This is a genomic window from Jidongwangia harbinensis (assembly GCF_020216025.1).
Classification (GTDB): Bacteria; Actinomycetota; Actinomycetes; order Mycobacteriales; family Micromonosporaceae; genus Actinoplanes; species Actinoplanes harbinensis.
Genome location: NZ_JAIWNC010000019.1, coordinates 204,486 through 219,613 on the forward strand (window position 1 = coordinate 204,486; position 15,128 = coordinate 219,613).

Annotated in this window: 13 protein-coding genes; 11 read left to right on the forward strand and 2 right to left on the reverse strand. The window is 72.2% G+C overall.

The window, feature by feature from the left end:
* The first annotated feature begins 21 nt into the window (after positions 1–21).
* Entirely contained in the window at positions 22–1,920 is a 1,899-nt protein-coding gene (locus tag LDL48_RS23875; RefSeq protein ID WP_225257431.1) for a hypothetical protein, read from the forward strand.
* Position 1,921: 1 nt separating this feature from the next.
* On the opposite strand, the gene LDL48_RS23880 is transcribed toward LDL48_RS23875, so the two are convergent.
* Positions 1,922–3,046: an NADH-quinone oxidoreductase subunit D gene (locus tag LDL48_RS23880; RefSeq protein ID WP_225257454.1), complete on the reverse strand. Its 1,125-nt coding sequence runs from the start codon at positions 3,044–3,046 to the stop codon at positions 1,922–1,924.
* 14 nt (positions 3,047–3,060) lie between these two features.
* Complete coding sequence (locus tag LDL48_RS23885) at positions 3,061–4,056, reverse strand: SAM-dependent methyltransferase (RefSeq protein ID WP_225257455.1); 996 nt, start codon at positions 4,054–4,056, stop codon at positions 3,061–3,063.
* Positions 4,057–4,717: 661 nt separating this feature from the next.
* Here LDL48_RS23885 and LDL48_RS23890 point away from each other — a divergent pair.
* The 10 genes from LDL48_RS23890 to LDL48_RS23935 all read left to right on the forward strand — a co-directional run.
* Positions 4,718–5,608 (forward strand): Rossmann-like and DUF2520 domain-containing protein, encoded by an 891-nt coding sequence (locus LDL48_RS23890; protein WP_225257432.1) that lies wholly within the window; start codon positions 4,718–4,720, stop codon positions 5,606–5,608.
* Between the two features lie 96 nt (positions 5,609–5,704).
* On the forward strand, positions 5,705–6,529 hold the full coding sequence (panC, locus tag LDL48_RS23895) for a pantoate--beta-alanine ligase (protein ID WP_225257433.1): 825 nt from the start codon (positions 5,705–5,707) through the stop codon (positions 6,527–6,529).
* Positions 6,529–6,939 carry an aspartate 1-decarboxylase gene (panD, locus tag LDL48_RS23900; RefSeq protein ID WP_225257434.1) on the forward strand — a complete coding sequence of 137 codons (411 nt, stop codon included), beginning with the start codon at positions 6,529–6,531 and terminating at the stop codon, positions 6,937–6,939. The genes panC and panD overlap by 1 nt, the downstream gene beginning before the upstream one ends.
* A gap of 80 nt (positions 6,940–7,019) precedes the next feature.
* A complete protein-coding gene (locus tag LDL48_RS23905) occupies positions 7,020–7,937 on the forward strand; it encodes a septum formation family protein (protein WP_225257435.1) in 918 nt (305 codons plus the stop codon).
* Positions 7,938–7,998: 61 nt separating this feature from the next.
* Positions 7,999–9,648: an L-aspartate oxidase gene (locus LDL48_RS23910; RefSeq protein ID WP_225257436.1), complete on the forward strand. Its 1,650-nt coding sequence runs from the start codon at positions 7,999–8,001 to the stop codon at positions 9,646–9,648.
* Positions 9,649–9,736: 88 nt separating this feature from the next.
* On the forward strand, positions 9,737–10,594 hold the full coding sequence (gene nadC, locus LDL48_RS23915) for a carboxylating nicotinate-nucleotide diphosphorylase (RefSeq protein WP_225257437.1): 858 nt from the start codon (positions 9,737–9,739) through the stop codon (positions 10,592–10,594).
* 9 nt (positions 10,595–10,603) lie between these two features.
* A complete protein-coding gene (locus LDL48_RS23920; RefSeq protein WP_225257438.1) occupies positions 10,604–11,362 on the forward strand; it encodes a type III pantothenate kinase in 759 nt (252 codons plus the stop codon).
* A gap of 120 nt (positions 11,363–11,482) precedes the next feature.
* The gene (gene lysS, locus LDL48_RS23925) at positions 11,483–12,991 is read left to right on the forward strand and encodes a lysine--tRNA ligase (protein WP_225257439.1); all 1,509 of its coding nucleotides are present in this window, start codon (positions 11,483–11,485) and stop codon (positions 12,989–12,991) included.
* A gap of 114 nt (positions 12,992–13,105) precedes the next feature.
* Positions 13,106–13,459, forward strand: coding sequence for a histone-like nucleoid-structuring protein Lsr2 (locus tag LDL48_RS23930; RefSeq protein ID WP_225257440.1), 354 nt, complete (start codon positions 13,106–13,108; stop codon positions 13,457–13,459).
* A gap of 457 nt (positions 13,460–13,916) precedes the next feature.
* A partial coding sequence (locus LDL48_RS23935) for a Clp protease N-terminal domain-containing protein (RefSeq protein ID WP_225257441.1) occupies positions 13,917–15,128 on the forward strand: 1,212 nt, incomplete at its 3' end.

Sequence of the window (15,128 nt, forward strand, 5' to 3'; positions counted from 1 at the left end):
ATATCGGTAGCATCTGCGACCATGTCGGACCGGGATGCCGAGAACGGGCACGGCGGGCAGGGGCACAGCGCTCGCCTGTTGCGCGCCCTCGTCTGGACCGGTGCCGGTCTGGCGCCGATCGCGGCGCTGGTCGTACTGATCGGCGGCAGTAACGGCTCGATCCGTTTCGCGGTGCTGCTGATCGCCGTCTGCGTGGTGCTGATCGGCGCCTCGATGCTGATCCGCAGCGACCCGGTGCTGCTGCGGATGGACGTCGAGGACCGGGTCGCGGCCGAGGTCGACGCACTGCGCGAGGAGATGCGCGGCGAGATCGCGGCGGCCGCCCGGGCGACGCACCACCGGGTGCAGGCGCTGCAGGAGGAAGTCAGCCGCCGGCAGGCCGTGGCGCCGGTCCGGCCGGAGCCGGCTCGTGCTTCGATCGGCCAGCCTGAATCGGCTCGTGCTTCGGTCGGCCAGCCTGAATCGGCTCGTGCTTCGGTCGGCCAGCCTGAATCGGCTCGTGCTTCGGTCGGCCGGCCCGAACCAGCCCGTGCCGCGGCCGGGCGTGCGGTCGCGGCCGTTCAGGCTCCGGCCGCCTTTCCGGCAGCCAGGTCCCGCGGCGAATACAACACCGGCAGATCGTCCCTGACCGGGCAGCCGGAGGCCGATCCGGTCGAGGCGGGCTGGGCCGAGCCGGTCCCGGCAACCACCAGCTGGCCCGAGTCCGATGATGCGGCCGCCGGCTGGCCGGAGCGCGATGATGCGGCCGCCGGCTGGCCGGAGCGCGATGATGCGGCCGCCGGCTGGGCGGAGCGCGATGATGCGGCCGCCGGCTGGGCGGAGCGCGATGATGCGGCCGCCGGCTGGGCGGAGCGCGATGACGCGGCTGCGGGCTGGGCGGAGCGCGATGACGCGGCTGCGGGCTGGGCGGAGCGCGATGACGCGGCTGCGGGCTGGGCGGAGTCGGATGATCCTGCCGTGGGCTGGTCCGGGCGAGGTGACGGGGCCGCGGATTGGCCGGAGCCGGGTGATGCGGGCACCGGCTGGTCGCGGTCGCGTGACGCGGCCACCGGTTGGTCAGACGCGGACGACGCGGGCGCCTCGGGCGCCTCGGGCGCCGGCTGGTCCGGGCGGGGTGACGCGGCTGCGGGTTGGTCGGAGTCGGGTGGTGCGGGGCCTGGCTGGTCGGAGTCGGGTGCGGGGCCTGGCTGGTCGGAGTCGGGTGACGTGGCCGCCGGCTGGTCGGAGTCGGACGATGCGGGCGCCGGCTGGCCGGAGCCCGGGCATGCGACCGGCGGCTGGCCGGACCAACGCCCCGCGCCCGTCGGCCGCGCGGCACCGATGAAGGTGGCCGGCGGACGTGCCCGCGTGGTGGCCTCCGCGCCCGGCTGGCCGGACACGCCGGGCCGCGGCACCCCCGGCGTTCCGTCCCGGCACCCACGCCCGGCGCCGCCACAGGCCCCGGTCGGCCGGGCCTCCGCGTCGATTCCCCGCCAGTCCGCGTCCATTCCCCGCCAGCCCGTGTCCGCGGCCCGCCCGTCCGCGTCCGCTCCCCGTCAGTCCACGTCCGCGTCCGCGTCGGTTCCCCCGCAGTCCGCTCCGATTCCCCGGCGGTCCGCGTCCGCGTCCGCCTCCGCTGCCGTCCCGCCCCCGACACCGGTCAGCTACGGAAGCAACCGAGCCGAACCCGCACCCGACCAGTCCGCCGCCACTCCACCCTGGTCCCCGGACGACGCCGGCCACGACGACGGCCGCGGAACCGGCCGCCACGCGGGGTACCGCGGTCGCCGGCATCGTGACGAGGACGAACCCTCGTACGGCGGCGGCCCGGACGACCGGGACTACGGCGGGTACGGCGTGGAGGGCCGCTACGACCAGCCCGACCCGCTCGCCGACCAGTACGACTGGCGGTCGGCGGAGAGCCCGCCCGGCCGGTGGTGACCTACTTGTCGACGTCGCCGACCACGAAGAACATCGAGCCCAGGATCGCGATCAGGTCCGGCACCAGGCAGCCCGGGATGAGCGTGGCGAGGGCCTGCACGTTCGCGTAGGAGGCGGTCCGCAACTTCAGTCGCCACGGGGTCTTCTCGCCACGCGACACCAGGTAGTACCCGTTGATGCCGAGCGGGTTCTCGGTCCACGCGTAGGTGTGGCCCTCCGGCGCCTTGACCACCTTGGGCAGTCGTACGTTCACCGGCCCGCCGATCCGGTCCACCCGGTCCAGGCATTCCTCGGCCAGGTCCAGCGATACGTACACCTGCTCCAGCAGCACCTCGAACCGGGAGTGGCAGTCACCGGCGGTCCGCGTCACCACCGGCACATCCAACTGGTCGTACGCCAGGTACGGTTCGTCGCGCCGCAGGTCGATGTCCAGACCGCTGGCCCGGGCGACCGGTCCGGACGCGCCGTACGCGGCCGCCTGCTCCGCGGTCAGCACGCCGACGCCGACCGTACGGGCCAGGAAGATGTCGTTGCGCCGGATCAACCGGTCCAGGTCCGGCAGCCGCTTGCGGACCAGCGCGATCGCCTCGCGGGCGCGGCGGGTCCAGCCGGCCGGCACCTCCTCCTTGAGGCCGCCGACCCGGTTGAACATGTAGTGGATGCGGCCACCGGAGACCTCCTCCATGACCGCCTGCAACGTCTCGCGCTCCCGGAACGCGTAGAACATCGGAGTGATGGCCCCGATCTCCAGCGGGTACGACCCGAGGAACATCAGATGGTTCAGCACCCGGTTCAGCTCGGCCAGGGCCATCCGCAGCCAGACCGCACGCTCCGGCACCTCGATGCCCATCAGCCGTTCGACGGCGAGCACCACGCCCAACTCGTTGGCGAACGCGGACAGCCAGTCGTGCCGGTTCGCCAGCATGATGATCTGCCGGTAGTCACGGACCTCGAACAGCTTCTCCGCGCCCCGGTGCATGTACCCGACGATCGGCTCGCACGCGACCACGCGCTCGCCGTCGAGGGTCAGCTTCAGTCGCAGGACGCCGTGCGTGGACGGATGCTGCGGCCCGATGTTGAGCACCATGTCGGCCGTGTCGAGACCGGCACCGGTGCCGACCGTCATCTCCCGCAGATCGCTCACCCGTGCATCGTCCCACGCCGGTCCGCCGGGGCGCGGTCGCCCAGCAGCGGCGGAACGCCGACCGTGTGCAGCAGCCACCAGTGCCCGCCCAGGCCGGCCGGATCGGTGAGTTCGGCGGCGGCGCCGGCCGAGCCCAGCGCCCGCAGATAGGCCGCCGGGTCGCTGCGCGCCAGATCCAGCGGTGGCCGGGCGCCGTCGACCCCGAGCGCGTGGAGCGCCTCCCGCTGGCCGATCAGGGAGTACGCCGTCCCGGCCGCCCACGCCGCCGCGTCCATCGCCACGTGCGCGGTCACATCGCAGGTCCCGTCCGGGACGGGCTCGACCTGCCGGCCCGCCCGATACCCGGTGAGGCTGCCGAGCGGCGGCCGGGCAGCCTGCAGGTGTCCGTAGTCGACGGCGAGCGCCGCGCCCCGCCGGACCGTCGACACCGCGTCCGCCCACGCCACGTCCCGGGTCCAGCCCACCTCGGCCCGCGCCCCCGCGACCCCCGCGAAAATCTGCGGCCACCACCGGGCCAGCCACATCCGGTCCGCCGCATCCACCGGCCCGCCGAGCGACTCGACCCCGGTCGCCGGATCGACCAGCACCCGCCGCACGTCGCCGCGGTCGTCCACCTCAGCCACGTCCAGCGGTACGTTGTCCAGCCACTCGGTGGCCAGCAGCACCCCGACCACCGGCTCCGGAACCGCCCGTTCCCATCCGATGTCCACGGGCAGCCCGGCCGGCCGCGGCCCCACCTCCACCGCGGTGAACCGGTGCCGTTCGGTCCCGAGCCCGGCGCGCAGCGCGGTCAACAGCTCGCCCCGCCCCGCTCCGACGTCCACCACGTCGATCCGTTCCGGACGGCCGAGCGCCGCGTCGACCCGATCGATCAGCCGCAACAGCGCACCGGCGAACAGCGGCGACGCGTGCACGCTGGTCCGAAAGTGCCCCGCCGGCCCGACCTCGCCGCCCGCGAAGAACCCCCCGTCGGCATACAGCCCGTCCCGCATCGCCTCGCGCCACCCGACAGCCGCCACCCCGCCACGCTAGCCGCCCCGCCCACCCCGACGGCCGCCCTGCCGACGGCCGCGTCCACGACTCGACCCCAACGGCGCACGCCCTCCAGCCGACCCCCCCACATGGGCGGCTGGCGGGGAGCTGTCCGTAGTTCCACTCCCGTCGGGCTGGTAGTTCTACTCGCGCAGAAGCGTGGTTGGTGGTGTGTGGGGTTGGGGCGTGGAGCTGTGCGTAGTTCCACTCGCGCAGAAGCGTGGTTGGTGGTGTGTGGGGTGGGGGCGTGGAGCTGTGCGTAGTTCCACTCGCGCAGAAGCGCGGTTACTGGTGTGCGGAGTTGGGCCATGGAGCTGTCCGTAACTCCACACGCCGCAGAAGCCCCAGAGCCCCAACGCCCCAACCGGCGCCTCAGGAGCACCAACCGAATCCGCCCCTGACCACGCAGAGGCCGACCACACCGCCCCACTCGCCGATCTTGGACCTCGCCAACTGGGAAAAAGCCGCTTCACGCTGACAAGCCGGGCACCACAAGGCGGCAGAGGGGCGGGCGGGGATCGCAGCCGGTGGTGGGGTGCCGTTGTTCACAGGGGGTGTTTCGGGAGTGTTGCGGGGGCCATACTTGCGGTGGCCGGTACCCCTCGAGGACTGGATCTTTCTATGAGCGCAGTGCAGCCTGCGTACCCGCTGGTTGTCGGTGTGATCGGCGCGGGACGCGTCGGGGCCGTGCTGGGTGCCGCGTTCGGCGCCGCCGGTCACCGGGTGGTCGCCGCCGCGGCGGTCTCCTCCGCTTCGCTGGAGCGCGCCGCCCTCCTCCTGCCCGCCGCCGTCGTGCGGCCCGCCGACGAGGTCGCCCGCGCCGGCACCGATCTTCTCCTGCTCGCCGTCCCGGACGACGTCCTCGGCGCCGTGGTGGACGGGCTGGCCCGGACCGGGGCGCTGCGGCCGGGGCAGGTGGTCGCGCACACCTCGGGCGCGCACGGCCTGGCTGTGCTGGGCGGGGTGCCGGGGTTCGCGCTGCACCCGGCCATGACCTTCACCGGGACCGCGGCCGACCTGGACCGGCTGCCGGGGACCGCGTTCGGGCTGACCGCCCCGCCGGAGTTGCGGGCGCTCGCCGCCCGGCTGGTCACCGACCTGGGCGGCGTCCCGGAGTGGATCGCGGAACGGGACCGCCCGCGGTACCACTCGGCGCTGGCCCACGGCGCCAACCACCTGGTCACGCTCGTGAACGAGGCGGCCGATCTGCTTCGCGCCGCGGGAGTGGAGCGGCCGGAGGCGGTGCTGTCCCCGCTCCTGCACGCGGCGCTGGACAACGCGCTGCGGCTCGGCGACGCGGCGCTCACCGGGCCGGTGTCGCGGGGGGACGCGGGCACCGTGGGCAAGCATCTGGACCGGATGCCGGCGGAGGTCGTACCCGCGTATCTTGCCCTGGCCCGGCGCACCGCGGACCGGGCCATCGCGTCCGGGCGTCTGCGCCCGCGGGACGCCGAACTGTTGCTGGACGTGCTGGCGCAGGCCGCACACGCGGTACATGGGGGCCGGCCGTGAGCATCGAGCTGGTGCACACCCGGGCCAACCTGCACGGGGGCCGGCCGTGACCGTTGAGCTGGTGCACACCCGGGCCGACCTGAACGGGGGCCGGCCGTGACCATTGAGCTGGTGCACACCCGGGGCGACCTGGCCGCGGCCCGCAAGGCGCTGCCCGGCACGGTCGCGGTGGTGATGACCATGGGTGCCCTGCACGAGGGCCACCGCGAGCTGATCCGGGCGGCCCGGCGGCACGCCGACCACGTGCTGGTGACGATCTTCGTGAATCCGTTGCAGTTCGGGCCGGGCGAGGACTTCGACCGGTACCCGCGCACGCTGGACAGCGATCTGGCGGCGTGCCGGGCGGAGCGGGCCGACCTGGTGTTCGCGCCGGACCGGCCCGAGATGTATCCGGGCGGCGAGCCGGTGGTGCGGGTCGACCCGGGACCGCTCGGTGACGTCCTGGAGGGTGCGGTGCGGCCCGGTCACTTCTCCGGCGTACTCACCGTGGTCTGCAAGCTCTTCCTGCTCACCGCGGCGGACGTGGCGTTCTTCGGGGAGAAGGACTACCAGCAGCTGGCGCTGATCAAGCGGATGGTGCGGGACCTGGAGATCCCGGTCGGGGTACGCGGGGTGCCGACCGTGCGCGAGCCGGACGGACTGGCGCTGTCCAGTCGTAACCGGTACCTCTCCGCGGAGCACCGGCAGGCCGCGCTGGTGTTGTCCCGGGCGCTGCGGGCGGGCGCCGAGCGGGACACCGCGGCCGGGGCGCTGGCGGCGGCGGAGTCGGTGCTGTCCGGTGTCCCGGTCGACTATCTCGCCCTCACCGATCCGGATCTGGGGCCGGCGCCCCGGTCCGGTCCGGCGCGGCTGCTGGTGGCCGCCCGGATCGGCACCACCCGGCTCCTGGACAACGTACCGCTGCAGCTGAAAGGCGTCTGATGCTCCGCACGATGCTCAAGTCGAAGATCCACCGGGCCACCGTGACGCAGGCCGATCTGCACTACGTCGGCTCGGTCACCGTGGACCCCGACCTGCTGGACGCGGCGGATCTGCTGCCCGGCGAGCAGGTCGCGATCGTGGACGTGACGAACGGGGCGCGGCTCGAGACGTACGTGATCGCGGGGGCCCGGGGCAGCGGCGTGATCGGCATCAACGGCGCCGCGGCGCATCTCGTGCACCCGGGTGACCTGGTCATTCTGATCTCGTACGGGCAGATGGACGACGCCGAGGCCCGGTCGTACCAGCCGCGGGTGGTGCACGTCGACGCCGCCAACCGGATCATCGAGCTGGACGCGGACCTGGCCGGTGCGGTTCCCGGCATGGCGGGGGAGCTGATCCGCGGCGCCTGACCGGAACGCCGCCGTGAACGGGGTCGATTGCCATATGATCGACAAACCGGACACTGGCGGCGCTCGGGAGGCACGCGTTCATGCGACTTCGGCTGCGTACCCGTCTGGGCATCTCGGCCATGTCGATCGCGCTGGTCCTGCTCGCCGGGTGCGGCAATCCGCGCGGCGTCGACGGCGACCTGACGAACGACTGGACCCCGATCGCGGCCCCCACCGGGTTCGTGCCCGAGACCGGGACCTGCCACCTGGCCAACTTCGCCGCGGCGGGGCCACGGGGCACCTACGAGGAGATCGACTGCAAGCTCAAACACCGGACCGAGACGGTGTACGTGGGCCGATATCCGGATCCCGCGGCGGAGGCCGACGCGCCTCCGGCCGACGGTTCGGCGGGCGCGCGTGAGGCGTACCGGACCTGCGACCAGAAGACCACGGCGTACGTGGGCGGCCAGTGGCGTACCGCCCGGCTGTGGGTGGGCGTGACCCGGCCGACCGCGGCGGCCTGGACCGGCGGCGCCCGGTGGTTCCGGTGCGAGGTGCTGGAGATCAGCACGATCGAGGACGACGGCGGCCTGGTGATGCGGGTCGGCAGCCTGCGGGACGCGCTGCGGGACCGGACCTCGCCGCTGCGGCTGGCCTGCTACGCGATCGAGATGGACGCGGCCGGGGCGATCACCACGATGCCGGCCACGCCGTGCGCGGCCGGGCACAACGCCGAGTTCGTCGGGATCTGGTACGCGGACGACCTGCCGTACCCGACGCAGGACAAGGAGTGGGGACCGTTCCACGCCGGCTGTCGCAACCTGATCGCCGCGTACGTGGACGTACCCAACGACGCCGACCTGCAGTTCCGCACCGGGGTGGTGTCGCTGCCCGGCGGCGCGGACGTCTGGGCGCTCGGCGACCGGGGCGTGCGCTGCTACCTGTGGGTGGACGCCGCCACCCTCACCTCGTCGCTGAAGGGCAAGGGCGTGCAGGCGCTGCCGGTCCAGTTCAAGTAACGGTGCGCACTTCTGCCGCCCCCGCCTCGATCCCGGCCCGGCGGCGATGTTGACTGGGCGCATGTCGCTTCCCGTGGACCTCCCGGTGCTACCGCGCCGGCTCGCCGCCGGTGCACCCGGGTGGACCGAGACCACCGACGTGCTGGTGGTCGGTTCCGGCGTGGCCGGCCTGACCGCGGCGCTGTACCTGCGGGAGGCGGGCCTGCACGTCACCGTGGTTACCAAGGTCAACATCGATGACGGGTCGACCCGGTGGGCGCAGGGCGGCATCGCCGCGGTGCTGGACCCGCTGGACACGCCGGAGGCGCACGCGTTCGACACCGAGATCGCCGGCGTGGGCCTGTGCGACCCGGCGGCGGTGCGGGTGCTGGTCGAGGAGGGCCCGGCCCGGGTGCGCGAGCTGATCCGGCGGGGCGCCGCGTTCGACCGCAACCCGGACGGGTCGCTGATGCTGACCCGCGAGGGCGGCCACCGCGCGGACCGCATCGTGCACGCCGGCGGCGACGCCACCGGTGCGGAGGTGCAGCGGGCGCTGCACCAGTCGGTGCGGCGGGACCCGTGGATCCGGCTGGTGGAGCACGCGCTGGTGCTCGATCTGCTGCGCGCCGCCGACGGCCGTGCCTGCGGCATCACGCTGCACGTGCTGGGGGAGGGTACGGCGGACGGCGTCGGCGCCATCCTGGCCCGCGCGGTGGTGCTGGCCACCGGCGGCATGGGCCAGGTGTACGCGTCCACCACCAACCCGGCGGTCTCCACCGGCGACGGTGTCGCGCTCGCCCTGCGGGCCGGTGCCGCCGTCACCGACGTGGAGTTCGTCCAGTTCCACCCCACCTCGTTCGTCACCGCCGACCTCAGTTCGGTGCAGCGGCCGTTGATCTCCGAGGCGCTCCGCGGCGAGGGCGCGCACCTGGTGGACGACGCCGGCAAGCGGTTCATGGTGGGGCAGCACGAACTGGCCGAGCTGGCGCCGCGGGACGTGGTGGCCAAGGGCATCCACCGGGTGCTGCGCGCGAGCGGCACCGACCACGTCTACCTGGACGCCCGCCACCTGGGCGGGGACTTCCTGGAGCACCGGTTCCCGACGATCGTGGCGTCCACCCGGGCGGCCGGCGTGGACCCGGCGACCGACCTGATTCCGGTCGCCCCGGCGGCCCACTACGCCTCCGGCGGCGTCCGCACCGATCTGCACGGCCAGACCTCGATCCCCGGCCTGTACGCCTGCGGCGAGGTGGCCTGCACCGGCGTGCACGGCGCCAACCGGCTGGCCAGCAACTCGCTGCTGGAGGGCCTGGTGTTCGCCCGGCGGATCGCCGACGACGTGGCCCGGGACCTGCCGCCGCAGGCCGACCCGGCGACCCGGGCGCCCGACCTGCCGGCGTGGGTGGTGGCGCCGGAGATCCGGGCGGACCTGCAGCGGGCGATGACCGGAGGCGCCGGGGTGCTGCGGTCCGCCGACACGCTGGCGGACACCGCGTCGGCGCTGACCCGTCTCGGCGGGCAGCGGACCACCCCGCACAACGCGGCCTGGGAGGCGACCAACCTGCTGACCGTGTCGGCCGCGCTGGTGGCGTCCGCGTCGGCCCGGCGGGAGACCCGCGGCTGCCACTGGCGCGAGGACCATCCGACGGCGGCCGACGAGTGGCGCGGCCACCTGCTGAACGGCATCGACGCCCGCGGCACCCTGACCCAGACGTTCGAGGAGATGGCATGACCGACTGCACCGCAGCGAAGCAAGGGCCAGGAGGGCATGCCGAAGGCGGGATGGGCATGACCGGCTGGCATGCCGAGGGGGGATCGGCATGACCGCTTCGCTTGACCTGGCCGAGGTGCAACGGATCGTCTACACCGCGCTGGGTGAGGATCTCGGCGACCCGCCGCGCGACGTCACCAGCGAGGCGACCATCCGCGCCGACCGGACCGACACGGCCGAGCTGGTCGCCCGGGCGCCCGGCGTGGTGGCCGGGCTTCCGGTGGCGGCCCAGGTCTTCGCCGCCACCTCCGGCGGGACGGCGGTCTTCGAGCAGTGCGTCGAGGAGGGTGCCCGGGTGCTCCGGGGCGACGTGCTCGCGGTGGTCTCCGGCCCGACCCGGGCGCTGCTGACCGCCGAGCGCACCGCGCTGAACCTGCTCTGCCGGATGTCCGGGGTGGCCACCCACACCCGGCGCTGGGCGGACGCGCTGGCCGGCACGAAGGCCACCGTGCTGGACACCCGGAAGACCACCCCGGGCCTGCGGATCCTGGAGAAGTACGCGGTCCGTGCCGGCGGCGGGACGAACAAGCGCATGGGCCTGTACGACGTGGCCATGATCAAGGACAACCACAAGCTGGCCGCCGGCAGCATCACCGCGGCGTACCGGCGGGTGCGGGAGGTGTTCCCGGACGTGCCGGTGCAGGTCGAGGTCACCACGGTGGCCGAGGCCGAGGAGGCGGTCGTGGCCGGTGCCGGCTTCCTGCTCTGCGACAACATGAGCCCGGACCTGCTGCGCGAGGTGGTCGTGGCGGTCGGCGGCCGGGCCGAGTTGGAGGCGACCGGGAACCTCACGCTGGACACCGCGGCCCGGTACGCCGCCACCGGGGTCGACTACCTGTCGGTGGGCGGTCTCACCCACTCGTCACCGATCCTCGACATCGCGCTGGACCTCCGCGTACCCGACTAGTCTTTGACCGTGCTGCTCTGCATCGATATCGGGAACACCAACACCGTCCTGGCGACCTTCGACGGCGACAAACTGGTGCACAACTGGCGGATCAAGACCGACGCCCGGTCCACCGCCGACGAGTTGGGGTTGATGTTCCGGGGGCTGCTGGCCGGCGACGCCGTGGAGATCACCGGCGTGGCGGCCTGCTCCACCGTGCCGGCGGCGCTGCGCTCGCTGCGCACCATGCTCGGCCGCTACTACGGCGACCTGCCGAACGTGGTGGTCGAGCCGGGCGTCAAGACCGGGGTGCAGCTGGCCATCGACAACCCGAAGGAGGTCGGCGCGGACCGCGTGGTGAACACGCTGGCCGCGCACGCGCTCTACGGCGGACCGTCGATCGTGGTCGACTTCGGCACCACCACGAACTTCGACGTGATCAGTGCCCGGGGTGAGTTCCTCGGCGGGGCGTTCGCGCCGGGCATCGAGATCTCGTTCGACGCGCTGGCGGCCCGGGCCGCGCAGCTGCGCAAGGTCGAGCCGGCGGCGCCACGGTCGGTCATCGGCAAGAACACGGTGGAGTGTCTGCAGTCCGGCATGTACTTCGGCTTCGCCGGCCAGGTCGACCGGATCGTCGAACGGATGATCGAGGAGCTCGGCTCGGTCAAGGCGGTGATCGCCACCGGCGGCCTGGCCGGGCTGGTCAAGGACGAGTGCCGGACGATCACCGCGCACGAGCCCATGATCACCCTGATCGGTCTGCGGATGGTCTACGAGCGCAACGTCTGAGCCCACCCGCGGCGGAAACCCACGCAGGTTCTTACCTGAGCTGCTTATCCGTTTTCGTCGGCGGCAGGGCGCTGAGTAGGCTTTTCAGGATTCTTTCCGTTGCCGACAGAGAGTCCTACCGTGTCCGAGCAGAACCAGCCCGTGCCCGACCCCGCCGAGGACCTCCCCGAGCAGATGCGGGTCCGCCGGTCGAAGCGGGACCGGATGCTGGCCGAGGGTGTGCCGCCCTACCCGGTCCACGTGCCCCGCACCGCCACCCTGGCCGAGGTGCGTGCGAAGTACGCAGATCTGCCCACCGACACCGCGTCCGGCGACCAGGCCTCGGTCACCGGGCGGGTGATCTTCATCCGCAACGGTGGCAAGTTGTGCTTCGCCACCCTGCGCGACGGCGACGGCACCGAGCTGCAGGCCATGCTCTCGCTGGACCGGGTCGGCGCCGAGGCGCTCGAGGACTGGAAGCGCCGGGTCGACCTGGGTGACCTGGTCGGGGTCACCGGCGAGGTGATCACCAGCCGGCGCGGCGAGCTGTCCGTGCTGGCCGGCTCCTGGACGATGAGCGCCAAGGCGCTGCGCCCGCTCCCGGTGGCGCACAAGCCGCTGAGCGAGGAGACCCGGGTACGCCAGCGCTACGTCGACCTGATCGTGCGCCCGCAGGCCCGGGAGACCGTCCGGACCCGGGCCACCGTGGTGCGCAGCCTCCGCGAGTCACTCTTCCGCCGGAATTACCTGGAAGTCGAAACGCCAATGTTGCAGCTTCTGCACGGCGGCGCCACGGCCCGGCCATTTGTTACGCACAGCAACGCACTGGATATAGATCTATACCTGCGGATCGCTCCGGAACTTTTCTTGAAGCGGGCCGTGGTCGGTGGGATCGAGCGCGTGTTCGAGATCAACCGGAACTTCCGCAATGAGGGCATGGACTCCACGCACTCTCCGGAGTTCGCCATGCTCGAGGCGTATCAGGCCTATGCCGACTACAACGTGATGCAGACCCAGGTTCAGGAGTGGATTCAGGAGGCCGCCGAGGCGGTGTCCGGCTCCCACGTGGTCACCCATTATGACGGTACGGAACTGGACCTGAGCGGGGAGTGGCGTTCGGTCACGTTGTTCGGGTCGCTGTCCGACGCGTTGGGGGAAGAAGTAACGGTCCGTACCGATCTGGCGCAACTGCAACGATTCGCGGAAAAGCATGATCTTTCTGTGGATCCCAAGTGGGGACCGGGCAAGCTCGCCGAGGAACTCTTCGAACACCTGGTCGTCCCCGGCCTGCAGGCGCCGACGTTCGTCCGGGACTATCCGGAGGAGACGACGCCGCTCACCCGCGCCCACCGGGAGATCCCCGGCCTCACCGAGAAGTGGGACCTCTACGTCCGCGGTTTCGAACTCGGTACCGCCTATTCCGAACTGGTCGACCCGGTGGTGCAGCGCGAGCGCCTGGTGGCCCAGGCGCGGCTGGGTGCCGGCGGCGACGCCGAGGCGATGGTCCTGGACGAAGATTTCCTCCGCGCCATGGAGTACGGAATGCCCCCGGCCGGTGGGATGGGAATGGGAATCGACCGGCTGTTGATGGCGTTGACCGGCCTGGGGATTCGGGAAACGATCCTCTTCCCGTTGGTGCGTCCCGAGTAGCGCCACTGCCCCAATTCCCGGGAATGAGGCGGTCCCATTGACGGGCGGCGCAGGCCGGGCGTTATTGTTCATGGGAAAGTCGCGAGAACCTGGTGCTCGGAGGGATTACGGCGCGTGGCGAAGCAGATCATTCACAAGCTGGTTGACGACCTCGACGGAGGTGACGCCGAGGAGACCGTCAAGTTCGCCCTCGACGGCATTCAGTACGAGATCGACCTGTCGGACGCGAACGCCAAGAAATTGCGCGACATCTTCGCGCCGTACGTCGCCGCCGGATCGAAGGTTGCGCGCGGCGGCGTCGTGGTCGGTGGCCGCGCGGCCCGCGGCCGTGGCGGTGCGACGGCGGACCGGGAGCAGAACAAGGCGATCCGGGAGTGGGCCAAGAAGTCGGGCAAGGAGATCTCCGACCGGGGTCGCATCCCGCAGGAGATCGTGGACGAGTTCCACGCCAAGGGGCCCGGCCGCTGAGCCGGGCGGTGCTGGAGCGGGGGGGGGGGGGGGGGGGGGGCCCGCGCCCCCCGCGGTGGGGGGGCGGTGGGGGGGGGGGGGGGGGGGGGGGGGGGGGCGGGGGCCCCCCCCCACCCCGCTGCTTTTCGCTCGTTCTTCGTCCGGCTTGCGTACGGTTATCCACAGGGGTGGACAGCGTTGTCCACAGGCTGTGGACGGCCGGTGCCGGCTCGTCCCGGACCGAGCGGACGGCGTCCGTGACGTACGGGCGATTTCGCTGTCCGCGTACACGTTCGGGTGTGGGAACAGGCTCTGAGCGTGCGAAGTTGGCTAAAACAACGTCGTTGAGCGCCTCGAAGGGCCACGAGGCCCCAGCAGAGTCACCCGGCGGCGATAGAGTTACAGCACGGGTATCACCGATGCCCGTGCGCTGGCCCCGCCACACCATTGGCGCACGGCACGTGAGGAGCACGAGGGCATGTTCGAGCGGTTCACCGACCGAGCGCGACGGGTTGTCGTCCTGGCCCAAGAAGAGGCCCGGATGCTCAACCACAACTACATCGGGACAGAGCACATCCTGCTCGGCCTGATCCACGAGGGCGAAGGCGTTGCCGCGAAGGCTCTGGAGAGCCTCGGCATCTCCCTCGAGGGGGTCCGGCAGCAGGTTGAAGAGATCATCGGCCAGGGTCAGCAGGCGCCGAGCGGGCACATCCCGTTCACCCCGCGCGCCAAGAAGGTGCTGGAGCTGTCGCTGCGTGAGGCGTTGCAGCTGGGCCACAACTACATCGGCACGGAGCACATCCTGCTCGGGCTGATCCGGGAGGGCGAGGGCGTCGCCGCCCAGGTGCTGGTCAAGCTCGGCGCCGACCTCAACCGGGTCCGCCAGCAGGTCATCCAGCTGCTCTCGGGCTACCAGGGCAAGGAGCCGGCCGCGGCCGGCGCCGCCGCCGGCGAGGCCGCGCCCTCGACGTCGCTGGTGCTCGACCAGTTCGGACGCAACCTGACGCAGGCCGCCCGGGAGGGCAAGCTCGACCCGGTCATCGGCCGGGAGAAGGAAATCGAGCGGGTCATGCAGGTGCTGTCCCGCCGCACCAAGAACAACCCGGTCCTCATCGGTGAGCCCGGGGTCGGCAAGACCGCGGTCGTCGAGGGGCTGTCGCAGTCCATCGTCAAGGGCGAGGTGCCCGAGACGCTGAAGGACAAGCAGCTCTACACGCTCGACCTCGGTGCGCTGGTCGCCGGCTCCCGCTACCGCGGTGACTTCGAGGAGCGCCTGAAGAAGGTGCTCAAGGAGATCCGCACCCGCGGCGACATCATCCTGTTCATCGACGAGATCCACACCCTGGTGGGTGCGGGTGCCGCCGAGGGCGCGATCGACGCCGCCTCCATCCTCAAGCCCATGTTGGCTCGTGGCGAGCTGCAGACCATCGGCGCCACGACCCTGGACGAATACCGCAAGCACCTGGAGAAGGACGCCGCGCTCGAGCGCCGCTTCCAGCCGATCCAGGTGGGTGAGCCGTCCCTGGCCCACACCATCGAGATCCTCAAGGGCCTGCGCGACCGGTACGAGGCGCACCACCGGATCAGCATCACCGATGCCGCGCTGGTGGCGGCGGCGACGTTGGCCGACCGGTACATCTCGGACCGGTTCCTGCCGGACAAGGCGATCGACCTGATCGACGAGGCGGGT

What these genes read in the sequence shown, in the direction of transcription:
- LDL48_RS23875 (WP_225257431.1), top strand. Translation starts at nt 22, where the DNA reads ATGTCGGACCGGGATGCCGAGAACGGGCACGGCGGGCAGGGGCACAGC.
- LDL48_RS23880 (WP_225257454.1), bottom strand. Translation starts at nt 3,046, where the DNA reads ATGACGGTCGGCACCGGTGCCGGTCTCGACACGGCCGACATGGTGCTC.
- LDL48_RS23885 (WP_225257455.1), bottom strand. Translation starts at nt 4,056, where the DNA reads ATGCGGGACGGGCTGTATGCCGACGGGGGGTTCTTCGCGGGCGGCGAG.
- LDL48_RS23890 (WP_225257432.1), top strand. Translation starts at nt 4,718, where the DNA reads ATGAGCGCAGTGCAGCCTGCGTACCCGCTGGTTGTCGGTGTGATCGGC.
- panD (WP_225257434.1), top strand. Translation starts at nt 6,529, where the DNA reads ATGCTCCGCACGATGCTCAAGTCGAAGATCCACCGGGCCACCGTGACG.
- LDL48_RS23905 (WP_225257435.1), top strand. Translation starts at nt 7,020, where the DNA reads ATGCGACTTCGGCTGCGTACCCGTCTGGGCATCTCGGCCATGTCGATC.
- LDL48_RS23910 (WP_225257436.1), top strand. Translation starts at nt 7,999, where the DNA reads ATGTCGCTTCCCGTGGACCTCCCGGTGCTACCGCGCCGGCTCGCCGCC.
- nadC (WP_225257437.1), top strand. Translation starts at nt 9,737, where the DNA reads ATGACCGCTTCGCTTGACCTGGCCGAGGTGCAACGGATCGTCTACACC.